The sequence below is a fragment of the Geobacter sp. OR-1 genome (assembly GCF_000813145.1).
Lineage (GTDB): Bacteria > Desulfobacterota > Desulfuromonadia > Geobacterales > DSM-12255 > Geoanaerobacter.
This window is the reverse complement of the sequence record NZ_BAZF01000022.1, coordinates 1-23,312: the sequence shown is the minus strand read 5'-3', so window position 1 is coordinate 23,312 and position 23,312 is coordinate 1. Positions and strand designations below refer to the sequence as shown.

The following is a 23,312-nucleotide window of genomic DNA, read 5'->3' as shown; positions in this document are numbered from 1 at the left end:
CCGAGGCTCACATATGACCAAACCTATCATTGCCATAACCATGGGAGACCCGACCGGGGTCGGGCCGGAGATTATTGCCAAGGCGCTGGCGGAGCCTTCTGTTCAGAAGATCTGCAGACCATTGGTTCTGGGGGATCGTAAGGCGATGGAGCGCGGCATTGCCGTGACCGGTTTGCCGCTACGGCTGGAAACGGTCTCGGATCTGCCGCCGGATTTTCCCGAGCCCGACGTATGCTATCTACGCGAGATTTCACAACTTGGCGCTAAAGACCTCGGGTACGGCAGACCGACTCCTGCAACCGGCAACGCGATGTATCTGTATATCCTGGCAGCTGCAGGGCTTTGCATGTCGGGCCATGCCGCCGCAATGGCGACGGCTCCGATAAGCAAGGAGGCGCTTAACAAGGGGGGGCATCATTATCCCGGCCACACCGAGCTGCTGGCGGAGTTGACGGGAACTACCGAATTTGTCATGATGCTGGCCGGCTTGCGGCTGAGGGTGACGCTGGTGACCATTCATGAAGCGCTGGCCGAGGTGCCGCGCCTTGTTACTTTTGACAAGGTGCTGGAGACCATCAAGGTCACACATCAGGATCTGTCCCGGTATTTCAAGGAGCGCCCGAGGATTGCCGTAGCGGCACTCAACCCGCATTGCGGCGAGTCCGGCCTGTTTGGCAATGAGGATGCGCAGATTATCCGCCCTGCGGTCGAGGAAGCCCGCAGGCTGGGGATCGACGCCGTCGGCCCGCTTTCCGCCGATACCCTGTTTCATCTTGCCGTCCGGGGGGATTATGATGCCGTAGTCTGTATGTATCATGATCAGGGGCTGATTCCGTTGAAGCTTCTTCATTTCGACGACGGCGTTAATGTTACGCTCGGACTGCCGATCATAAGGACCTCGGTCGACCACGGGACCGCCTACGATCTGGCCGGCACCGGACGGGCAAACTCTGCGAGCATGGTTGCAGCGATCCGGATGGCGGCGGATATGGCCGGCAATAGAAACCGTAAGGCAGGAGAACGGCCATGAAAGAGCATGGAATTTCAAGCAGCCTTGAAAGCGCTCTCAAACGGCGCGATGCCGAGCTTGCCACCATGGTGGAGATCGCCAAGACGCTGACATCGACCCTCCAACTGGACGAGATCCTTGAGGTTATCATGGCCCAGGTCAGCAGCCTGCTGAAACCGAAGGCCTGGTCGCTCCTTCTTGTAGATCAGCCCAGCGGCGACCTGGTCTTCGAGATTGCGGTCTCCCCTACGGAAGTGAATCTGAAAGGGACGCGTCTGGAACGTGGCGTCGGTATTGCCGGGTGGGTGGCGGAACATGGCGATCCGCTTCTGATCCCTGACGTAAGCGCAGATCCCAGATTTTGCGATGCCATAGACCGGGCCGCATCATTTGTCACCAGATCGGTGATCTGTATTCCGGTGAAAAGCCGGGAAAGAACACTTGGTGTCGTCGAGCTGGTCAACAGCCTTGACGAAGGAAGCTTCAACCAGGCGGACTTGAAGATCCTTACGACCATTGCCGACTTTGCCGCAATTGCGATCGAAAATGCGAAGATCCATGATGAGGTCAGACTGCTTGCGGTTACCGACGAACTGACCGGACTCTGGAACGCCAGAAGGTTCAACGAGCTTCTGGATTATGAGGTCGAGAGAGCGCGAAGATATGGCGGCGAGGTGACGCTGATTTTTATCGATCTTGATCATTTCAAGTCGGTTAACGACACGCACGGTCATCTGGTGGGGAGCCGTCTGCTCTCCGAGGTCGGGCAGCTGCTTGGCAGAAGTGTCAGAAAGGTGGACAGCGCGGCGAGATTCGGCGGCGACGAGTTTGTCCTGATGTTCCCCAATACCTCCAAGGAGTGGGGGCATGTGCTGGCTGAAAGACTCTGCCGGATCTTACGCGAAGCCGAATTCCGGAGCGACAACGGCGACCGGCTCAATGTGACCGGCAGCTTCGGGGTGGCGGCGTATCCGGAAGATGCCGACAACTCCAGGGAGCTGCTGGGAATGGCTGACCGGGCCATGTACCTGGTAAAGGAGACTTCCAGGGATGCGGTCGGGGTGGCAACGGCCAGGGTGCCGTAAAGTTTTCGCAGAGGGGCGGATTATTGAAAAAGATCGTATTCTGGTGCCTGGCGGCGCTGCTGGCCTATCTTGGCTACATCGCCATATCATTGGCGCTGCTTCCTCCGGTATCGGACCTGAAAAATCGCAAGGCGAGCATGACGATAACGGTCAAGGACTGGCAAGGGGAGTACCACCAGATTCTTGTCGGGCCGAAAAACCGCAACTGGGTTTCCTCCGGAAACATTCCGGCAGAAATGAAGTGGGCGGTCATTCTTGCCGAAGACGCCAATTTCTACAAGCACGAAGGGGTAGATGTCAAGGCGATCAAGAACGCCATCAAGCATGACCTGGAAAAAAAGGCCCTTGCCCGCGGCGCCTCGACCATAACCCAGCAGACTGCCAAGAACCTGTACCTTTCCCGGGAAAAGACCGTTACGAGGAAGTTGAAAGAGCTGTACCTGGCCCTGCGGATGGAGCAGGAACTGACCAAGGGACGGATCGTCGAACTATATCTGAATGTTGTGGAACTCGGGCCGATGGTTTACGGCATTGGCCATGGTTCCAGATATTACTTCGGCAAGCCGCCGTCTGCCATGACACCGCGAGAATGCGCCTTTCTGGCGGCAATGCTGCCGGGGCCGCGGGTCGCGTACAACCCGTACAAGAACCTGAACAAGGTCCTGAAGCGTTCGGACATGATTCTCGGGCTGTTGCGGAAAAAGGGGGTGCTCTCTGAGGACGAATACCGGCAGGCACTGGGCGAACTTCCCAACATCGGACGGTTACAGCGCAAGGTGGATGAAAATATCCAGAAGCCGGCAGTGCTGGAAAACATGAGCAGTGTACGAAAGGCCGAACCTGCGGCTGTTGAACCGGGCGAACAGGGCAAGGATGGTGGAAAAGATGACGCTGCGTCCGGGGAGCGCTCCGAGAATCCGGTTGTGCCGGAAAAAGCGGAACCAAAAGAATAGGATTCTTCGGGGTATCCGCAACAAAGGTTGTATTAAAGGGAGCGCAACGGCTCCCTTTTTTTTATGTCTTAGACAACAGGGCAGGACTTGAACATTCCACTTACTGATGTAGGCGACTGCATCGCTGCATTGAGACCATTTTCAGAGGGCGATCTGTCTTGATGGTAAAAGAAAATTTAATACATCTCTTAAGAAATGGGAGGTATTACCGAAATAATGTTTTATAGCTAATGTGTTGCACTAGAGATCATATGTTTAGCGGAGGGTTTCATGAAGACCAAGCTTATCTATAAGATTCTGGCAATTATCGGCATTACGTTATGTATCGGTTTTGCCATTATGGGGTTGAGCGCTTTATGGCTGCAATTCAATTCGACCATCGAGCTGCAGATTGCCAACAGCAAAACCTTGGCCGGGGTTATTATCAGGGATATAGATGAATTTCTGCTCAAGGGTGATACGAAAGAAGTAGACCGGTATGTGGAGCAGATCAAAGAGAAAAACTTTGCTGCCGACCTGTTGCTCTACAACAAGGAGGCAAAGGCAAAAGGGGCTAATGCCGGGAAGTTCCAGAAGATTGCCGAGGACGCACTCCGCTCGGGCAAGGAGAGCGAATCACGGGAAACAGTGGCCGGCAGGCATCTGCTGAATCTCGTTATCCCACTGAAAAATGAAGAACGCTGCAAGGGGTGCCATGCGAGTGATCCGGCAAATCTGGGTGTCCTTGTTCTTGCCACATCTTTGGACAAGGGTTATCAGAGCGCTCTCAAGTTGTCCGGCGTTCTTACCGCCGCCGGTGCAATCGCTTTTGTGGCGATGCTGTCCGGGTTGTACTTCTTTTTCCGGGGCTCCATCGTCAAAGATATTATCGGCTATTCGGAAAATGTCCGGGAACTCGCCAAGGGGGAGGGCGACCTGACCTGCGAGATAAAGGTCAGAAGCGAAGATGAAATAGGGCATTTGGCGCAGGATATCAACCAGTTGACATCAAAACTTCGCGAAATCATAGGTGGGCTGTACGCCGAGGCGGGTAAGGTGGCGATAGGAGTTTGTCAGCTGTCCCAGACCACCACCAAGTCGGTGAAGGCGGCAGCCACGCAGAAAGACGAGTCCATGACCGTCGCGGTCGCTGCTGAGGAGATGGCCGCCACGCTGAATGGTGTGGCCGGGAATACTCACCAGGCCGCAAATCTGGCGGGTGAGGTCAACCAGGCAGCCTTGGAAGGGATGTCTGCAGTGGAGGAGAGCTGGCGCTGCATGGAAGGAATCCGAACCAGCGTTGAGAACACCCTGGGAACCGTAAAAAGGCTGGCGGAATCTTCGGTAACTATCGGAGAGATCGTAAGCCTGATTGAAGAGATTGCCGACCAGACCAATCTTCTGGCCCTAAACGCGGCCATTGAAGCGGCCAGGGCAGGGGAGCACGGACGGGGCTTCGCAGTTGTGGCCGATGAGGTCAAGAATCTCTCGTCAAAAACCGCTGCCTCCACCAAGGAGATTGCCCGGATAATCACCGTAATTCAACAAGAGGGCCAGGCAGCATCCGTATCAATGGAATCTGAACAGGTACAGGTGATCGAGGGGGTTGCCACGGCGGAGAAGGCCCGCGAGTCGCTCGAAAGGATTTCGCGGCTCACCGGCGAATGCACGGATATGATCGGGCAGATTGCCACTGCGACGGAAGAGCAGAGCGCCACCACCAATGAAATTACCCATAAGATCCAGCGGATCTCCAGTGTGGCGCAGGATGTCAATGACCTGATGACTATTAATGACAGCAGTCTCCAGGAGCTGGCGGTCGTTGTCGAGAAGATCTACGCAACAGTAGGCCGTTTCCGGGTCGGTAACTACCATGATTCCATGAAAGGGTATGCATGCGAGCTGCGCGACCGGGTCGAGGCGTTGCTTCAGAAATGTCTCGCTGAGGGTAAAATAGGAACCGACGCGCTGTTTTCGAGGCAGTACCGGGAGATACCCGGCACCTCGCCGCAGAAATATTCCACGACGTTTGACAGTCTGTTCGATCAACTGGTGTCCGCAATTCAGGAAGAGGTTCTGGCGAAAAGCTCTGACATGATGTTTGCTATCTGCGTTGACGACCACGGCTATGTCCCGTGCCACAATCTGAGGTATTCCAAGCCGCTGACCGGCGATCCGGCGGTCGACATGGCACAGAACCGGACCAAGCGGATTTTTGCGGACAAGACCGGCATCAAGGCGGCCCAGAACAGCTCTGCTTTCCTGCTTCAAACCTATATGCGCGATACCGGAGAAATCATGAACGATCTTTCGACGCCAATCAGGATCGGAGGCCGGCATTGGGGGGCAATCAGAATCGGGTATAAGGTGATCGATATCTGAAGTCGGGAAGGTATTTGGCAATAAATGAAAAAGCCGGGGCAATCCCCGGCTTTTTCATTACTGACGATGTCAGACCCTGAACTGTTCGATCTCCGGTTCCGAGTAGGTATTGGTCACGGACAGCAGCTCTTCCGAATCGCTCCGGTTTACCTTTACAGTACATGACATGCCGTTTTCGGCCTTGGTGTAGCGCAGGACTATTTTCCCGGCAATTTCCAGAATCTCCGGCGATATCTCCCCCATGACTACTCCCAGCGGGCTGCTTCCATCAAGCCAGCGGACAGTGGCTTCGCCGGGGTGCATCTGAGCAGTGAGAGCGTTATTTTCGGCCTCGTTTCTGCCGACCAAAAGCTTGGTACGCTTGCCCAGCCTGAAGTGTCGGGCCAGTTTCAGCAGGCGGAAATCGCGCATGTTCAGTTCATCGGAGTGGTCGAAGACGTCCTTTACCTTGGGCGCGAACGAGACCTCGGTCAGCATGCACCCTCCTGCCGGGCAGGGATAGTTTTTGACATCCAGCTCTTCGGCCAGCTCCATCTGGTCTTTGCGGGAGCGCCCCTGGATCGCCAGCAGTTTGGCACGATCTACCCAGCCCTCGTTTTCCGGAACGGTCGGGGTGAAATGTTTTGCCGAAAGAGGACGGAGAAGGAGCCCCTCCAGGCCGCTTTCACGTTCGATCACCCGCAAGGTGTCGCGCCTCTGGCTCATGGGGCGTTGACCGAGCACTTCGCCGGTGATGACGAAGTCGGCACCGGATTCGACCATATACTCTTTTGCTTTGCGCAGCAGGAATATCCGGCAGTCGATGCAGGGGTTGATCGCCTTGCCGTAACCATGCTTGGGGTTCCTGACCACCTCAAGGTATTCGATCCCCTTGTTCACGACCTTGATCGGGATGCCGAACTCTTCGGCAACCCGGACCGCCTCGGATTTGCACCCGGCGTTCTTGCCGGTGCAGGTGCAGAATGGGGAAGTGAAGTTGAGGGCCTCGACCTCGATCCCCTGCTCAAGCATTACCTTAACCGCAAGGGTGGAGTCGAGCCCGCCTGAGAGGAGGGCCAGCGCTTTTCTTTTCATGTTGTCTCCTGGGGCGACATGGACGCTGCCTTACGCCACGCGGCCCGATAAAATAACCCGTTCGGTCGCGCCGAACGGGCTGACACAAATTAACACAGCCGGGAAACGAAAGTAAAGATCTCTCTATTGCCGGGGCAGGCTGATTGACTTTGCCGGTTCCCAATCTATAATTTTAAAACCCTCACATCATCAGCATGCTCGGAGTTGTTCAATGTCAGAGCGGCATCATGCCGACCCTAAGACCCATACGCCTGTAGACCTGAATCAACCGGTTACGCTGCTTCTTCTTGGCGGCGGCATTCGCTTTCCTGCCCTGGTAGGCGCATTGCGCGCGGTCGAGGCCAAGGGGATCAAGGTTGCCAAAGTGGTTGGCTCATCTGCCGGTAGCATCGTCGGTGCCATGTATGCCGCTGGTATGACACCGGATGAGCTGTCGAACGAGGTGATGGCACTGGAACCGTCACGGTTCAAGGATGTCAGCGTCCGGCGGATATTCACCGGCTTTGGTCTCTGCACCGGCGACTCCCTGGAGGAGTGGGTGGACGAGAAACTGCAGGGCAGGAGGTTCCGGGACGATTTCCGTATGCCGGTACAGATGATAGCCACCGACATACTGAACTACAAACCGGTGATCTTTTCTGCGGCCAGCCACCCGGAACTGAAGGTCTCCGCAGCCGCCAGATTCTCTACCGGCGTCCCCTGGGTGTTCACCTGCAAGCATTTCGAACATCAGGGTAAAAAGCATGTCCTGGTGGATGGTCTCCTGATGGCCGGCGCCGTCGAGGAGTCATACGGCAGGAGCAACGAGCAGATCCTGATCCTGAAGGTGGTTTCCAAGAGGACTCTCAGGCACGAGATTGAAGACAAACTGACCCTTTCCCGCTATTTCCGCGAGATGCTCAACTTCTCGCTTCATGCCATGGAAAAGGAGTTCATCAAAGGTGGTCGGTGGCGGGACACAATATTGCTGTATTGTTCCGAAATCGAACCGGCCCGTTTTACCCTGTCAACGGAGGAAAAGGTCTATCTGATGACCCAGGGGTATGAACAGACTATGAGGTTCCTTGAATATAAATGGGGAATCTAACTCTGCCAAGGAGTGTTTATGGAAGGTGTGATCAGGGAAGGCTCGCTCGGCAATATCCTTTTAAAGTCGAACATCATTACCGAAGAGGATATCAAGGCCGCGCTCCGGGAGCAGCAGGCATTGTCGTGCCGGTTCGGCGAGGCGCTCGTCAGCCTGGGCATAGTAGCCCAGGAGGATATTGATTGGGCGCTTTCCAACCAGCTTGATATTCCTTATGTAAGGCTGAAGAAGAACATGATCGACCCGGCGGCTGTGGAACTTTTGCCCTCCGTTCTGGCGAGGGAGTACAACCTGATTCCGCTTATCAGGGCCGGAGATGAGCTCAACGTGGCCATGGCAGACCCGCTGAACCGGGCTGCGATCGAGGCTGTAGAAAAGGCAACCGGGTGCCAGGTACGGGTATCTGTCGGGCTCATCAGGGAGATCCGGGAGATGCTGGACCATTTCTTCGGCCCTCCGGTGGAGCCGGTCTCGTTCGGGTTCACTTCAACGGCCTTTTCCCCGCGCGTCGTTGAGATTGTCAATGCCGATGCAACCGGGGCAAAATTTCTCGATTACGTGCTGGCATACTTCATTCAAAGCCGGCTTTCCGTTCTGTCGCTGCAACCGCTCGGCGACTCCGTAGCGCTGTTGGCCCGCCGTGGCGGGGTGAGCCGGAACATCGGCCAACTCGTTGTCACCCACTACCAGGAATTTCTGTTGAATCTCCGCAAGTGGTGTCATTCGGGCAATCAGACGGCCAGCAATATCCGCGGCATATTTAACTTCAATTTCCGGGGCCAGGGCCACGCTTTCCAGGTTCATATGCTGAGGGGGCTGGGCGGGGACCTGGTGACATTCAAGCTGCATATTTCCGCGTCATTTCCGGCCAGGTTTGCCGATCTCCAACTGACCGGGGAGCGGGAGGCACAGTTGCGAAGGGTGGCTTCCGGGAGCGGGCTGGTGATAGTAGTGCACAGGGACAGCGACGAAAGATGCCGATTGATGGACCTGCTGCTTGCGGAGACCGATACCAGCGGCAAGAGCGTGATCCTGATCGGCGAAGAGCTTGGCAACGGATCGCGGGGGTTCCCGCGAATCCCATGCCGTGGCGGGTTTCACAGCGAATGCCACGGGCTGATCACCGCGGCGCTGGAGCACGATCCCGACATTCTCGTAATTGAAGACGCCACCGAGCCGGAATCGTTCATTGCCGCCAGCAAGGCCGCGATGCGCGGTAAACTCGTCCTGGCCGGGCTTGATTTCAAGGATATGGGCTCAACCCTCAGGCACCTGCTCCATTTCTGGCAGAAGCACTACGTCATCCCCACCTATATACGAGGGATTGTCTCCTGCAGGCGTGTGGCGCTTCTCTGTCCCAACTGTCGAAAGCCCATGGAGTTGAGCGAAGACGAATCCGCGGCCTTGGGGACCCATCTGCCGCCGGGGAGTTATTACAAGGCGGTCGGTTGCCCGGAATGCGACCTGACCGGTTACCGGGGGAGCCGCTATCTGCTCGATCTGATTCCTTTTGACAAGGGTGTTGTCGATGCCTTTGAAGCGGCGGCGGATGGCCGTGAAATCATAGGGCATCTTGACACGCTGGGTCATCGCGGCAGCGGCGAGGATGGAGCTGACTTGCTTAAGTCCGGGGATATTTCTCCGGAAGAATATGTTACCTCCATACTTTTATAGCTATTGCACAGTGACGGGGTTCTGACATGGCACGCATAGATGCGCTTTTCAAAATGATGAAGGAACAGGGGGCTTCGGACCTGCACCTTTCAACCGGCAACCCGCCGATCTTCCGCTTGCATGGCGAGATCGAAAGGCTCAATTTCAAACCGCTGACTCACGAGGAGCTAAAGTCGATCCTGTTCGAGATCCTCACGGAAAAACAGAAAGAACATTTCGCTGAGAAGAAGGATCTCGATTTTGCCTATGCCGTAGAAGGGCTGGCCCGGTTCCGCGGCAACTATATGATGCAGCATCGCGGCATTGGCGCTGTTTTCAGGATTATTCCGAGCAAGATACTGTCTGCCGATGACCTGAAGCTGCCCGATGGCGTACGGAAGATGACCAATTTCAAAAAGGGTCTGGTTCTGGTGACCGGCCCGACTGGATCGGGTAAGTCGACGACCCTGGCGGCCATGATCGACTTGATCAACTCGACCCGAAAGGAACATATCCTGACCCTCGAAGACCCCCTGGAGTTCATTCATGAAAACAAGGAGTCACTGGTCAACCAGCGTCAGATCGGCGAACATACGGAAAGTTTCACGTCGGCGCTACGCGCAGCACTGCGGGAAGACCCGGATATCATCCTGGTCGGCGAAATGCGTGACCTGGAGACGATCAGCCTGGCCATGTCAGCCGCAGAGACCGGTCACCTGGTGTTCGGAACCCTGCACACCAACACTGCCGCCAAAACCATTGACCGGATCATTGACGTTTTCCCAACAGACCAGCAGGAGCAGGTCAGGGCAATGCTCTCGGAATCGCTCAAGGGAGTTGTCTGCCAGCAGCTTCTCCGAACTGCTGATGGCAAGGGGCGGGTGGCTGCGCTTGAGATCATGCTTGGAACGCCGGCCATTGCCAACCTGATCCGCGAGGGAAAAACGTTTCAAATCCCATCCATCATTCAGACTGCTAAGCGTGACGGGATGCAGTTGATGGACCAGCACCTGCTCGACCTGCTCAAAACAAAGCAGATCGGTTCGGAGGAGGCCTACCGCTGTTCAATCGACAAAAAACAGTTTGAGCAGTACCTGCCGGCGCCGCCGCCATCACAATAGGCAGACCGCTTATGCGTCTCAAGGCCTTTCCGATAGGGAAGGCCTTTTTCATGCTGAATTAGCAGCGCTGGTTCTGTGCAATAATCTGTTTTAAATTTAAATAAATTAATTTATGCTGGTCGCAAATGTAATGCTGACCAGAGACGAGGTGGAGAAATGGCGCAGCGAAACAGGTATTGGCTTCTTTGTCTGATGCAAATAATGCTGATCTGTGCCCCTCTTAACGCTCAGGCGGAGAAGAAAATCGGGGTGCTGTTGTTCAGCGAGGAAGCCCGTTACCACGAGTCACTCAAGGGGATCAGGGAGCAGCTTGCCAAAGCTGGGTATAAGGAGCCGAATGTCAGGTTTGTCGTCGGCAATGCCGGCGGGAGCAAGGCCAAGGCTGCCGATATGGTAAGAAACTATGCCTCGGCAGACTACGCGCTGATGATTACCTTGGGGACGAACGCGACCATTGCCGTTGCCAAGGAAATCAAAGATGTGCCGATAGTGTTCAGCATGGTTTATGACCCGGTAGAGGCGCGCGTTGCCAAGGGGTGGCAGAGCTCAGGAACCAATGTGACCGGTACCAGTCCGATGATCCATATTACGGAGTTGTTGAGCCGGTTGCGGGAGATCCGGCCGGTCAAAAGGATTGCGGCTCTTTATACCCCCGGGGAGAAAAACTCCGAGTCACAGCTGAAAGAACTGCAAAGGGTGCAGAGCCGGTACGGTATAAAGGTGCTGCCGGTGATAATATCGAAAAAGGAAGATGTGGAGCAGATCCTGCCGGAAGTGATGGGCTCAGTGGATGCGGTTTACTTTTCCGGCAGCAGTGTCATCGGCTCTACCATCCCGCCGATAGTCGAGCTGGCTGCCAGGGCCGGAGTTATCTCTTTTACCCACCTTGAAGACTTGGTGGCGGAGGGGGTCTTGTTCGGTCTGTGTGCAGACCCTTATCAACTGGGGCTTCTGGCGGGGAAAAAGGCGGTAGCGGTTCTGAGAGGGACAAAGCCTTCATCCATACCGATTGAGTATATCGCCCGGCCTGGGGTGGTAATAAACCGCAAAACGGCAGCCGCTTCCAAGGTTCAGATCCCGAAAGCGTTGCTGCAAAAGGCAGCCAAGATCTATAATTGAGTTTATTCCGAGGTATCCTCCTTGAGCGACTTTAAGTCAAAACCCACTACAGAGACAATCAGATATAAGTTTTTCTCCACCATAGCCATGGTGCTTCTCGTGGGCACGGTCGTCTTAAGCATTATCGTCTCGTTGCATGAAGGGGCAACGCAGAAGAATATCTTGCTGAAAAAAGGCAAAGGGCTCGCTTTGTATGTAGCCAAAATCAGCCAGGATCCACTGATAATGAAAGATGCCATCCAGCTCGATTCAATAGTGAATGAGGCAAAATACGACGATGAAATCCTGTATGCCATAATAGTTGACAAGAGCGGCGCCATTGTCACGTCGCAATTTGCCAGCATTAACTATAAATCGGCTTTTGTCGCGGCGATAAAACCGGAACTGCATGGACTGGACGAACTGTCCGAAATAACAAAATATATCCGGGAGCACACGGCATCGGAAGAGATTCATTCTCCGATCGTCACTGGCAATGAAACAATCGGCACGGTTACTATTTGCGTATCAAAACAAAATATCTTCAAAAGCATTCTGAGTACGATCGTATTTATCATAGCGTTTAACATCCTGATTGCTCTTTTCCTGGCAGTAATTCTCTTTTTCGTTTCCCAGCGGATCATCTTTACTCCGATAACCGCACTGGCCGAGGCCTCGCACCGGCTTGCCAAGGGCGATCTTTCCACACGGCTGGCGATCCCTTCGTTCGGGGAGATGCAGGATCTGGTCAACAGTTTTAACCGGATGGCTGAGGACCTTCAGCGCACCACGGTAACGAAGGAGTATGTCGATAATATCATCAAGAGCATGACCGAGGCTTTGTTGATCCTTGCGCCGGATTACGTTATCAGGGATGTGAATGAGGCGGCTTACCGGCTATTGGGGTACGAAGCGGGAGAGCTGATCGGCATGAAGGCGGGCATGGTCTTCGACGAGGGGCTGCTGAGGGTTTCTTGCGCAACTAATGAGAGCCGGGTTGGATCGGAAACGGTTTGCCTGCGCAAGGACGGCGTTAAACTTCCGATATTTCTTGCTACATCCACCATCCAAAATGAAAACGGCGCAGTCGAGGGGATTGTGTGCAATGCCCTCGACATCTCCCAGATGAAAAAGGTTCATCACGAACTCGAGTCGGTCAACTGCGTGTTGAAACAGGAGGTTCAACAAAGAAAACAGGCACAGGAGGAGGCCGCCTGGCTCAATGATGATCTGGAACGGCAGAAATCGGCGCTTGAAGTCGCAAATCGCGAACTGGAATCGTTTTGTTATTCGGTTTCCCATGATCTCCGTGCTCCATTGAGGCATATCAACGGCTTCGCGACCATCCTCATCGAGGATTATCGGAACTGCATGGATGATCTCGGTCGGGATTGCCTGGACAGAATATGCGCGGCAAGCAATCATATGGGGACGCTTATCGACGACTTATTGCGATTTTCCCGCGTATCGCGCGCAGAATTGACTGTCGTGACTGTTGATTTGAGCAGAATGGCGCGGAAAATCGCGGAAATGTTCCAAGAGTCCGAGCCGCTCCGTTCGATTCGTATCGATATTGAAGACGGGCTTTTCGCCCGGGGAGACAGCTCGCTGCTGGACATGGTGCTGCAGAACCTTATCGGTAACGCTTGGAAATACTCATCGCAGAACCCTGATGCTGTAATATCCTTAGGGAGATGTATAATTGGCGGTGAAGAGCTGTTTTTTGTCAAGGATAACGGTGTCGGTTTTGACATGGCATACAAGGATAAACTTTTCAAAGTTTTTGAACGGCTGCATGGGGAGGAGTTTGAAGGCACAGGCATTGGATTGGCCACGGTGCATCGTATCATAGAACGACACGGCGGGAAGATCTGGGCGGAAAGTGCTCTCGGGGAAGGGGCGACTTTCTATTTCACCTTCGGCAGCTCAAACTGACGTCAGCGGAGGATTTTATGGACACCTATGCATTCAGCTCGGACGACCAGCAGATCGCGCAAGGCAAGACAATACTTCTAGTCGAAGACAACAGCAATGATGCACTGATGACTCAGCGGGCGATGAAGAAGTCCAATATTTTGAACAAGGTAATCTGGCTGAAGGATGGTGCTGAAGCCTTGGAATATCTGTTTGTCAACTGCCTGGAAAAGGGTGAGCCTTTCCCCCAGCTGATTCTTCTGGATATTCATATGCCGAGGGTTAATGGAATAGAGGTATTGCAGAAAATCCGTTCAGACGAAAGGACGTGTTGGCTGCCGGTTGTCATTTTTACCTCTTCGACCGAAGAACGGGATCTGATAGACAGTTATCGCCTCGGGGTCAATAGTTATATCAGTAAACCGATCGATTTCAGTCATTTTGCTCCGGTGGTATCGACGATCGGTTGCTACTGGTTGTTGATAAACCATGGCCCTCCAGACGCTGCCGGCAGTGTTGGCAGGGAGTGTAATTGAAAACAGGGCAGTGGCGCCCACCAGTAATACGTTAATTTAAATAAACATATAATCAGTTTCTCGCGTGGAGTATAATATAAACAGAGGTGCAATGGTGATGGAGGGGCGATTCAAGAGATGAATGGAGGTAATCAAGATGAAAGTCCTGGATATAATTGTCACGGTGCTACTTGTAATTGGGGCAATTAACTGGGGGGTAGTAGGTCTGTTCGGCTATAACATGGTGGGCGCCATATTCGGAGAAGCAACCGCGCTGACCAGGGTGATATACGCTGTTGTCGGGCTGAGCGGCATCTACGAAGCGTTTAACTTCAGCATTGGGTATGAGGCTCTGCATCATCGGTGGTGTGATGTGCCGTCGACAGTAAACCGCTGATGCAACTGTAGCGCCTCGCAAATCGATAACGCCCGGAGATGATCCGGGCGTATTTTTATTCCGCTTAGCTCCATGCCGTCAACGAAAGATTTCTTTCAGGAACAGTTTCATCTGGTTCCACGAATCCTGATCGGCATGTTTGTCATATGCCAGGGGGAGTTTGAATTCCTTGGCAAAACGGTCTGCATCCGGGTTGGTGAAGCTGTGCTTTACCCCAGGGTAACCGACATAGCGATAGTTGGCATCCGCCTGCGACATCTCTTCCTTGAATGCGGCCACCTGGTCGGCCGGGATCATTTGGTCGGCCTCCCCGTTGAAAACCAGAATCTTGGCTTTCACCGCACCCGGCGATGCCGGAGCAGAGGTTGCCAGGCTGCCGTGGAAACTTACCACTCCCTTCAGGTCCGTACCCACACGAGCCATGTGCAGCACCACTCCTCCGCCGAAGCAATAACCGATGGCGCTAACCCTGGTCGCATCTACCGACGGTTGTTGCTTGAGCAACGCCAACGCCGCATTGAATCGGGCTTCGCCAACCGGCATGTTTTTCATGACCTCTCCGGCGAATTTGCCGGCATCGTCAGGATGCCGGGTAGTTTTGCCGTCACCGTACATATCTATGGCCAGGGCGGTGTATCCCAGTTCAGCCAGCATCCTGGCCCGCTTGCGGGCATAATCGTTGAGTCCCCACCATTCATGGACAACCAGCACGGCAGGCCGCTTCCCGGTGAATTTTGGGTTCTCAACCAGGTAACCTTTGAGTGCCGTATCCCCGGCTTGGTACTCTATTGTGCGGGCATTCAACTTGGCCCAGGCCGGCAGAGCCGACGTCAGAATGCTCGCCATGGCCAGAACAAACAGTAACCTGTTGATCATCGATATTCTCCTTTGCATAAATATTCCCGCCATCGGGCTTGGCTTTCCTTAGCGTTTCGGGTTTAATGCCGAATCACGGGGGCAGGTATACTATGCCGTAGCAGTTGATGTGCCAGTAGTGTAACGCTGGGGATTGCGTAGCTAATACAGCTGATTAGCTTGGGATGAGTATCGTCGGCTGCTGCTTGAAGTGAAATAATATTTGCTCCGGTCCCGTAACATCGGGGCGAAAGGCTGGTGGCGATTGCTGATGAAGGCATAGGTGACTGGTTGCTGATGCAAGCTATTTTGCAGGATTAGTTGCCTCCTGGTTAGGCGCCCGAGCGCTGGCGGTTTGAGATGATGGTCAGTAGTGGTATGATTTCATGTAATACGGCAATGTATGTTGCGCCTGTCCGGATTGTTTCTATGGAGGCGTACCGATTGGCAACACCCGCGTTTTCTCTGAATAGCCGCCGGTATCAGCAAACAATGTTGCCGGATGTGTCGTTTGCTGGGTCAGCCGCTGTTGTGTAACTTCTCGCAATTGCATAAGTTGTTATTGACTGGTCCGGCATGGGACATGCTTAGGGATGCATGAAGGCTGCAAAGGTTTGGGCAGGGTGTTGCTGCGAAATGACAATCAATGTCTGACAAGGGGCATCTGGATATTATCCGGGTATCACCTGGGTCGGCGAAAGAATGGGAGGGAATCATGAAAAGGAAATTATTTGCGCTGGTTTTGGTGCTTGTCGCCCTGGCAATGTTCGGTTGTGGTGGTGGAGGCAGTTCACCACCACCAAATACCCAGATCATCAGTGACTCAACCTTGGACGGCGAAATCACCAAAACCGGTCCGGCAACATTCGCTGTGGCCCAGGGGAGCCTCCAGAGCCTTTTTGCCGGTATTGACGCTGTTGGGGAAAGCCGCGCGTTTCTCGACTTTCCCTTGGGCGGGATAGATGGAGTACCGTTAAATGCGACCATTGTCTCGGCGACACTCGATCTGTTCATCAACAGCTTCCAATCGACAGCCAGCACTATCCCAATGCGTATTGAGCTTGTTTCCTATGGAACTACTCTGCTGGCAGCAAATTACGACAGTTCTCAGCTGGTAACAACCGTGATCAGATTCCCGATTTTCTCATCCGATTCAGGCAGGCACGTTTCGGTGGATGTTACTGCTCTGATGGAAGAGGCACAACGCCTGGGGCTGTCGAACTTCCAGATCCGGATAATGGAGGATTTCGGGCTGGTCACACCGGGGATAATCGAGATTAATGATACCACCGGACCGAACCGCGGTGTCTTGGCACCGTTGCTGGACGTAACTTATTTCTAGAGGCTGCTGCAGCGGATCGTGAGTGTAAACCGGGTTTGGTTCGGAGTTCACCTCTATGAAAAGATATCTGCCGGTCTTGGTTCTTGCTCTGGGGTTAGTGTCGGTTTCGCTGCTGGCGCCACGGCATGCCATGGCCACACTCGGCGAATCCGTGGTGTCGGTGGAGAAAGATCATCGTGCTCTTGCAGGCGTTCGCGGGACAGTGACAGACCGTATCGGATATACGGTTCGGGAAATAGTGGCAGATGCATATCGGGTGCGGGAATATGTTGCCCCTGCAGGAATCGTCTTTGCCGTGGCCTGGAACGGCCTGGCCCATCCGGATCTCACGACGTTGCTGGGCTCCTATGCAGGGAAATACCGGCAGGCCGTGAAAAATTCTCCGCGCAGCAAGGGTCGAAGAGACTACCGGATAAACACTGACACCCTGGTAGTCGAGAAATGGGGTCATATGCGAAATCTGCAGGGCCGCGCCTATGATCCGGCCCTGCTTCCGTCAGGAGTGAGCATTGATGAAATCAAGTAAGCTGATTCAATTGCTTGTCCTGTCGGTAATGGCTGGTTGCGGCAGCGGTGGTTCTGACTCCTCCCCGGTCGTCTCGGTGCCCCCTCCATCCGGCACTGCCAATGAAATTGCCATTACCGTGAACCGTTCATTCAGTGCCGCTCCCAATACGCCGTTCGTCAGTGTCAAGGTATGCCCCCCCGGAAGTTCGGTTTGCCAGACCGTTGACCATATTCTGCTGGATACCGGAAGTTATGGGCTGCGGATCTTCAAATCGGCATTAAACGGTTTGCCGCTTGCTCAGGTAACTGTAGGTTCGGCTTCAGTCGCCGAGTGCATCCCGTTTTTGGACGGCTCCGGGGTCTGGGGGCCGGTCCAGATGGCGGATGTCTACCTCGGTGGCGAACCGAAGGTTACGGTGCCGATTCAGGTAATCGATGCCACGTTCGGATCAGTGCCCCCTGTCTGCTCACCCCCGAACGTCGCCAGCCTCGATCAAAATCCGACCCAAGCCGGCTTCAACGGAATCCTGGGCGTCGGACTGTTTGTTCAGGACTGCGGTACAGGGTGTGCGGTGAGTGCAAACAACCAGGTCTATTTTTCATGCAACGGCACGGCATGCGGAGGGGCTGCAGTCCCGGTCGCCAGTCAGGTACAGAATCCGGTGGCGCATCTGCCTCAGGACAACAACGGTGTCCTGGTGCAACTGCCAAAAGTCCCTGCCGGCGGCATGCCATCTTCCTCCGGTCTACTCGTGTTAGGAATAGGCACCCAGCCCAACAACTCGACAACGGGGGTGACGACATACCCTACCAGCCAGTTTGGGGACTTCACCACCCAGTTCAGCGGCATAAGTTACACCAATAGTTTCATCGACAGCGGTTCAAACGGCCTCTTTTTCAATGGATCGCCAAGCCAACTGCCGCCATGCACTTCCAATAGCTCCTGGTTCTGCCCGCCAGCGACGGTTTTGCTTTCGGCAACCAATATCGGCGCCGGTGGCGCGCCGATCGGCTCGGTTCCCTTTGCGATCGGAAACGCCGAAAACCTCTTTCGGTCAGCCAATAATGTGTTTGCCGAGCTTGGCGGGGAGTCATTCGGCGGATTTGACTGGGGGCTACCGTTTTTCCTCGGCCGAAAAGTCTTTGTCGGCATCGAAGGGAAATCATCCGGCCTGGGGAATGGTCCCTACTGGGCTTATTGAACAATGGAACAGAAATACTTGAAGGGCTAAATGATAAAAGGGGTTACAGCATCTGCCGTAACCCCTCGAATTTTATGGTCGGGGCGAGAAGATTCGAACTTCCGACCCCCTGCTCCCGAAGATGGTAATATCTGCATTTCTTGGGTTTCTTTCCGTTTCCCCTTCTCGGTACTCTCAATCATAACACCTTGACATTGCAAATATTATCGGTATTATTGTTTCATAGTGTTTTTTGTCCAACCATGATAAAAAAGGTTGCATGAGAGGTTGCATGAATGCCGTGCAACCTCTGCAAAGGGGGATCGCATGAAATTCACCGACAAACTCATCGGCAACCTGAAACCCCAGGAGAAGAAGTATTACGTTCGAGAGTCAAAGGGGTTTTCAATACGAGTTCTTCCCACTGGCGTCAAGACTTGGCTCTTTATCTACAATTTTGACGGCAAGCGCCGGGAAATGAACTTGGGTATCTATCCCACCATGAGCCTTGCTGATGCAAGAACAGCCTACAGCAACGCATACTCAATACTTCATGATAAACAGAACCCTCGTGACCCGCAGGAAGAGCGGGACCAGAAACACGCAGCAGAACGGCAGGCGCGTGAAGATCGAGACAAGCACCCAACGGTGGGGATGCTTGTCACTGAATACATCCGGAAGGTATCAGACGCCAAAAACGAACATGCGAACCCGTTAAAAACGTCGTGGGAGGAAGACCAGCGGATATTGAATAAAGATGTTGTCCCGGTATGGGGGGAGCGCAAGGTTGAAGATATCACCCGGAAGGATGTTCTCCGGCTTTTGGACAATATGCAGGGCCGTGGAAACGGTATCATTACCAACACATTCAAGATCATCAGGCGGATGTTCCGCTATGCAGTCAAGCAGGAGATCATTGTTACAACACCCTGCTACGCTTTTGAGAGGGGGGAAGAACTCCCACGACCTGTATCAAAGGAGCGTAACCTTACCGAAGAGGAAGTGAAGGCGTTTTTGACCGGTATCGACAACACCGCTATATCGGGAGAGATCAGGAATATTTTGAAGCTCATATTACTGACCGGGCAAAGACCTGGAGAAGTTACGGCCATGCACGCCAGCGAGATCAACGGAAAGTGGTGGGAGTTCACACCGAAGGAAACCAAGATCACCAAGGAGATACCACGCAAGCAGCGCATATATTTGACCGAAATGGCGCTTTCATTGATCGGGGACACCAAGGGCAAGGGCTATCTATTCCCCTCACCCATAACCAAGCTGGATGATAACGACAAGGTGATAGATGACTGTATCACCGAGCGTGCTGTCAGTGCTGCATTGCGACGGAACCTTTTGACTCATGAGGTGAAACCCAAACCGGCGACATGGAAGAAGGCTGTCAGTACCGCTAAAAACAAATTCAAGCGCAAGCAATTCATTGTCCCGGACGAGAAGAAACTCGGTATTGCAAAGTTTACTCCCCACGATCTTCGTCGGACTTGCGCTACTATGATTTCCGAGATCGGCTACCCGGATGAAGTGGTCGATGCCATTCTCGCCCACCTGAAAAAAGGGGAAATCCGGACCTACAACAAAAACAAGTATGATCGAGACAAGCAAATGGCTATGGAGGCATGGGAACGCAAACTGAACAGCATTGTAACCAATACAGAGAGCAACGTCATTCCGATAACAGCCGGTAGGAAATCGGCATAACAAGCTTGAATTATCATTGCATATATGGTAATTTTTACCATATATAAAGGCGATATCGATGGGATCAGAGCTTATTGTAAGAAACAAGCAGATCGTGGGGGGAACCATCACAGAAGTTGTTGTTTGGCGAGTCTCTCCTTCAGTTCCCGGTTGTGCTCACTCCTTTAAATACCGCTTTTATTTCGGGCTTGCTGATGGAACGTGTATCGTCAGGTATGACAATGAGCGAGGCAAGGGAGACCATCGGCATATTGGAGACAGGGAAGAGCCTTACCAGTTTGTGACACTTCCACAGCTCTTCAGGGACTTCAACACAGACAAGGCAGCGTGGTTTGACAAGGGGGCCGTATGAAACGCGATTTTCGGGTAGGCATTGCCAGTGAGACCGATTTCAACAATGAGGTTATGGAGATCCTGGAAAATGCCGAAAAGGGGATTATTCCGGAACCTCCGGTTGAACGGGTATACTTCGGTGACATGAAGACCTTTCTGGAGCATATCACCCCGAAACGGTTCATCTTGCTGGACACCCTTCACAAGTCTAACGGCATGACCATATATGCATTGGCAAAGGTTCTGAAGCGGAATTACAAGAATGTGCATGACGATGTTAAGGCATTGGAGGGCATCGGCTTGATAGAAAAAGACGAGAACGGGCTTTATTCTGTCCCGTGGTCTGAAATCACGGCAACGGCAAAACTGGCAGCATAACAACGGGGGGGCTTTCGAGTCCCCTTTTCTTTTCGCGGGATAGTCCGGCCAGACGACAAGCCGCCTTTCCTGGGGCGGTTTCCCGCGATTAATCCTCCAGGGCGCTGCAGGAGGCGCGAGAGATGATACCTTTACATCCTCCCTTTGTAACAATTGAATATGCTGCAAATGAAATTCTGAAATGTCCGGTTGAACGTGTCCGATATTACCTAGAGCAAGGTATTCTCTTAGCTTTGGTGCCAACTCCAGGAGAGTTCTATTATCCTGATATAAGGGATTCAGTCATTGATGCAGGCTTAGTCAAAGCAGTGGAACCCATTTATAATAAGTGCCTACTAGTCCCTCGGCATTGGGATGGAGATAAGGTTTTAGGCAAAATAGCATTGTTTACAACTTCAGGTTCTCCAATCACACGAGGACACATGATTACAGGTACAGAACTTGGGGATCTTGATAGTCGATTTGTTGCTCATCGCCTAGCAATGGGCCACAGTTTTTCTGTCAATGACATTCGCATTCCCATTAAGGACATCCAAAACTTATTAAGCGCCCTCGAAAAACAAGAAAAAGGATCTGTACCTTCGGAAACCCCTATATCAGAGCAAGCGAATGATAGCGAGTCACCAGAAGAATATTCAGTGAGACGAAGAAAAGAAATGAGCGGGAAATTTAAACCAAACCACTTACGAGACATTATTGCAGGCGAATTGAAGTATGAATGTAGCTACAATCTTCGGGGCCATGAGATAGCAAGATTAGCAGACCCTCAAAAGACTTATACTGAGGATCAAGAGAAAAAAGGAAACCCAAGAAAAAACGGTGACGCTTGGGCGAAGGCCGGTAAAAAAATAATAAATAACTTAAAAAATGACGCGTCATAATTTACACCGAATAGCGTCATAATCTTATAAAAGCCGAATATTGTTAGTGATATAAGCTGGGGAAACCCGGCTTTTTTGCGTTTAAAAAACTCTTGCTATGGCGTTTCGTCATTATGCCAAGTTATGGCCACAGAAACGATACCCCCCATCATGAACAGTCAAAAAACAGGAGGCGCAAAAATGATATTACGGCGAAAAGTAGTGCGCGAGCGAACGGGTTTGTCGGACTCGGCCATTTACAGGCTGGAACAGGTCGGCCAATTTCCGTCACGGCGTAAATTGACCGCGGGTGGTCGTGTTGTAGGCTGGGACGCAGCGGAAGTCGAGGAATGGTGTAAGACCCGCTCCGCCGTCCAACTGCCGCCTAAAGATATTAGCAAAATCGGCAGCGGCAAGCCAGGACCAGGTAGGCCAAGGAAGTAAAAACTATTAGGAATGCTGCTGTGGGGGCGGCTGCGGAGCGAAACGTGAACACTGACATCCGGGTTTCTGTGAGTTTCCGGGGGCATCGTAAACGGAAAAACTAAAAATGCGCCTTGGGGAAGACGGGACGGGGTTTTTAGTCGACCTCTGGATTGCTGTTGCGCTGGACCGCCCGAACGGTGTGCTATCGGGTCTCGATGATGTAGACATAGCACTGATGGCAGGCTGGGAGGGGGATTCCAAGCAGTTTGTGAGCGCCCTGATAGAAACTGGGTTTATCGACCAAGATTGCGATGGCATGTACTCTGTGCACGACTGGGTTGAGCATAACGGTTATGCCAGCGCGGCTGCCGTTCGAAGCGAAGCAGCCCGTAAAGCGGCGCACGCTAAGTGGTCTAAAAAACAAGTAAATGATGCGCCCGCTGACATTCTGGAATGCGATAGCAATGAGTCCGCAATGCAACCGCATGAAAACGCGCCTACAATTACAGTAGAAAGGAGTTCACAATGTGTGGAGTTAAACATATCTTGACGCAAAATATTGCATAAGTTGTCGTTATTTCCGGGTTTAATTAATCATCCCGCCTTATGTTAGTGAATAAAGCATAAGATGTCGTTTTTAGAAAAAATAATGCATAACGTGTCATTTTCGCAAAGCCTCAACAAATACCCGTAAAATCAGCAGTTTCTCATACATCAACCTCAATTTCAGTTTTTACTGCCATAATTGGACATCATTGACTATGCGAAGATGGTGTCAGGCAGGCGCATCATACCATCCCTCTTCAGGTTGGTTAATGACTGTGTAAGGAATCGGAAGATGATCAGATCCAGGTTATTGATCACCAGATTTTATGGGTGGCAGCAGTTAGGCCATCATTTTCACTAGTCCGACGATCTCCCCGCTTAACTTTATTCAATTCGTCAGCATTAAACCTTTTGGGGCCGAGGAGAAATACAATTTTCGAGGCGATCCAGGCAATGATCATTGCCGGCACTGATGTAATAAGGAGCGCAAGAAATGCTGTCCAGATGAATTTCCAAGGCAGGACAATAAACAGCAAGAGTTCAGGCCAGCTACCTTCTTGAAACTTTTCAACACATGCCGAAATGCCGACAATTGCCGTCACAATTACCGCCAAGCCGATGGCCAGGTTCGTCAACTGCTGGTACAGCCTAGATGCCCACTCAACCTTGACAATCAATTTGGACGTAGACGATTCATCAAGCGTAATAGTTACTTCAGAACCCGTGGTCTTGCCATCAGTAATCTCAAACTTCACAAAGCCGTCTTTGTCTGCTTCATGCATCTTGTACTATATAGCGCTCATCGGTTTGAAATAGGAGACCGAACTAAGGGCAACTTTCTCTCCCGACGCTGACTGCGTTTCTGTCAGCGAGAACCCATCGGCCACTGAAAACTTACTGG

At 52.8% G+C, this 23,312-nt stretch carries 23 protein-coding genes; 20 read left to right on the top strand and 3 right to left on the bottom strand.

Translation table 11 applies throughout. The features are described from left to right. The first annotated feature begins 13 nt into the window (after positions 1-13). From pdxA to OR1_RS17470, 4 genes are all read left to right on the top strand, one after another. Positions 14-1,030 carry a 4-hydroxythreonine-4-phosphate dehydrogenase PdxA gene (gene pdxA / locus OR1_RS17485; RefSeq protein WP_041973670.1) on the top strand — a complete coding sequence of 339 codons (1,017 nt, stop codon included), beginning with the start codon at positions 14-16 and terminating at the stop codon, positions 1,028-1,030. Then, positions 1,027-2,094 (top strand): diguanylate cyclase, encoded by a 1,068-nt coding sequence (locus OR1_RS17480; RefSeq protein ID WP_041973668.1) that lies wholly within the window; start codon positions 1,027-1,029, stop codon positions 2,092-2,094. Before pdxA ends, OR1_RS17480 begins: the two co-directional genes overlap by 4 nt. Before the next feature lie 23 nt (positions 2,095-2,117). Further along, on the top strand, positions 2,118-3,047 hold the full coding sequence (locus OR1_RS17475; protein WP_082003022.1) for a transglycosylase domain-containing protein: 930 nt from the start codon (positions 2,118-2,120) through the stop codon (positions 3,045-3,047). Between the two features lie 270 nt (positions 3,048-3,317). Beyond that, on the top strand, positions 3,318-5,408 hold the full coding sequence (locus OR1_RS17470; RefSeq protein WP_041973666.1) for a methyl-accepting chemotaxis protein: 2,091 nt from the start codon (positions 3,318-3,320) through the stop codon (positions 5,406-5,408). A 69-nt stretch (positions 5,409-5,477) separates the two neighbouring features. On the opposite strand, the gene OR1_RS17465 is transcribed toward OR1_RS17470, so the two are convergent. Continuing rightward, positions 5,478-6,482, bottom strand: coding sequence for a hypothetical protein (locus tag OR1_RS17465; RefSeq protein ID WP_041973663.1), 1,005 nt, complete (start codon positions 6,480-6,482; stop codon positions 5,478-5,480). Positions 6,483-6,693: 211 nt separating this feature from the next. On the opposite strand from OR1_RS17465, the gene OR1_RS17460 reads away from it, so the two are divergent. The 7 genes from OR1_RS17460 to OR1_RS17430 all read left to right on the top strand — a co-directional run bounded on the left by OR1_RS17460 (position 6,694) and on the right by OR1_RS17430 (position 14,267). Continuing rightward, positions 6,694-7,569, top strand: coding sequence for a patatin-like phospholipase family protein (locus OR1_RS17460; RefSeq protein WP_041973661.1), 876 nt, complete (start codon positions 6,694-6,696; stop codon positions 7,567-7,569). A gap of 18 nt (positions 7,570-7,587) precedes the next feature. Continuing rightward, on the top strand, positions 7,588-9,243 hold the full coding sequence (locus OR1_RS17455; protein ID WP_041973659.1) for a pilus assembly protein PilB: 1,656 nt from the start codon (positions 7,588-7,590) through the stop codon (positions 9,241-9,243). A gap of 26 nt (positions 9,244-9,269) precedes the next feature. After that, positions 9,270-10,343, top strand: coding sequence for a type IV pilus twitching motility protein PilT (locus tag OR1_RS17450; RefSeq protein WP_041973657.1), 1,074 nt, complete (start codon positions 9,270-9,272; stop codon positions 10,341-10,343). A 156-nt stretch (positions 10,344-10,499) separates the two neighbouring features. Continuing rightward, positions 10,500-11,462: an ABC transporter substrate-binding protein gene (locus tag OR1_RS17445; protein ID WP_041973655.1), complete on the top strand. Its 963-nt coding sequence runs from the start codon at positions 10,500-10,502 to the stop codon at positions 11,460-11,462. Between the two features lie 21 nt (positions 11,463-11,483). Continuing rightward, positions 11,484-13,376: an ATP-binding protein gene (locus OR1_RS21110; protein WP_152609955.1), complete on the top strand. Its 1,893-nt coding sequence runs from the start codon at positions 11,484-11,486 to the stop codon at positions 13,374-13,376. Positions 13,377-13,393: 17 nt separating this feature from the next. Beyond that, positions 13,394-13,891, top strand: a complete 498-nt coding sequence (locus OR1_RS17435) for a response regulator (RefSeq protein WP_041973653.1) — start codon at positions 13,394-13,396, stop codon at positions 13,889-13,891. Positions 13,892-14,027: 136 nt separating this feature from the next. Continuing rightward, positions 14,028-14,267: a DUF378 domain-containing protein gene (locus OR1_RS17430; RefSeq protein WP_041973758.1), complete on the top strand. Its 240-nt coding sequence runs from the start codon at positions 14,028-14,030 to the stop codon at positions 14,265-14,267. A gap of 78 nt (positions 14,268-14,345) precedes the next feature. On the opposite strand, the gene OR1_RS17425 is transcribed toward OR1_RS17430, so the two are convergent. Further along, complete coding sequence (locus OR1_RS17425; protein WP_082003021.1) at positions 14,346-15,143, bottom strand: dienelactone hydrolase family protein; 798 nt, start codon at positions 15,141-15,143, stop codon at positions 14,346-14,348. Between the two features lie 694 nt (positions 15,144-15,837). Between OR1_RS17425 and OR1_RS17420 the strand changes: the two genes are divergently transcribed. From OR1_RS17420 to OR1_RS17380, 9 genes are all read left to right on the top strand, one after another. Beyond that, entirely contained in the window at positions 15,838-16,464 is a 627-nt protein-coding gene (locus OR1_RS17420; protein ID WP_041973650.1) for a hypothetical protein, read from the top strand. 55 nt (positions 16,465-16,519) lie between these two features. Next, positions 16,520-16,990 carry a DUF2844 domain-containing protein gene (locus OR1_RS17415; protein WP_041973648.1) on the top strand — a complete coding sequence of 157 codons (471 nt, stop codon included), beginning with the start codon at positions 16,520-16,522 and terminating at the stop codon, positions 16,988-16,990. Then, positions 16,977-18,173 (top strand): DUF3443 domain-containing protein, encoded by a 1,197-nt coding sequence (locus OR1_RS17410; protein WP_041973646.1) that lies wholly within the window; start codon positions 16,977-16,979, stop codon positions 18,171-18,173. The genes OR1_RS17415 and OR1_RS17410 overlap by 14 nt, the downstream gene beginning before the upstream one ends. 306 nt (positions 18,174-18,479) lie before the next feature. Beyond that, positions 18,480-19,868 carry a site-specific integrase gene (locus OR1_RS17405; RefSeq protein ID WP_041973643.1) on the top strand — a complete coding sequence of 463 codons (1,389 nt, stop codon included), beginning with the start codon at positions 18,480-18,482 and terminating at the stop codon, positions 19,866-19,868. A gap of 58 nt (positions 19,869-19,926) precedes the next feature. After that, positions 19,927-20,220: a DUF6516 family protein gene (locus OR1_RS17400; RefSeq protein ID WP_041973642.1), complete on the top strand. Its 294-nt coding sequence runs from the start codon at positions 19,927-19,929 to the stop codon at positions 20,218-20,220. Beyond that, complete coding sequence (locus tag OR1_RS17395) at positions 20,217-20,579, top strand: hypothetical protein (RefSeq protein ID WP_041973639.1); 363 nt, start codon at positions 20,217-20,219, stop codon at positions 20,577-20,579. Before OR1_RS17400 ends, OR1_RS17395 begins: the two co-directional genes overlap by 4 nt. 122 nt (positions 20,580-20,701) lie before the next feature. Then, the gene (locus OR1_RS17390) at positions 20,702-21,460 is read left to right on the top strand and encodes a hypothetical protein (protein WP_041973637.1); all 759 of its coding nucleotides are present in this window, start codon (positions 20,702-20,704) and stop codon (positions 21,458-21,460) included. Positions 21,461-21,583: 123 nt separating this feature from the next. Next, complete coding sequence (locus tag OR1_RS23340; RefSeq protein WP_370543372.1) at positions 21,584-21,883, top strand: helix-turn-helix transcriptional regulator; 300 nt, start codon at positions 21,584-21,586, stop codon at positions 21,881-21,883. Between the two features lie 106 nt (positions 21,884-21,989). Next, positions 21,990-22,415, top strand: a complete 426-nt coding sequence (locus OR1_RS17380; protein ID WP_041973633.1) for a hypothetical protein — start codon at positions 21,990-21,992, stop codon at positions 22,413-22,415. A 310-nt stretch (positions 22,416-22,725) separates the two neighbouring features. Here the strand turns inward: OR1_RS17380 and OR1_RS17375 are convergent, their stop codons facing one another. Further along, complete coding sequence (locus tag OR1_RS17375) at positions 22,726-23,193, bottom strand: hypothetical protein (protein WP_041973630.1); 468 nt, start codon at positions 23,191-23,193, stop codon at positions 22,726-22,728. Between the last annotated feature and the right edge of the window lie 119 nt (positions 23,194-23,312).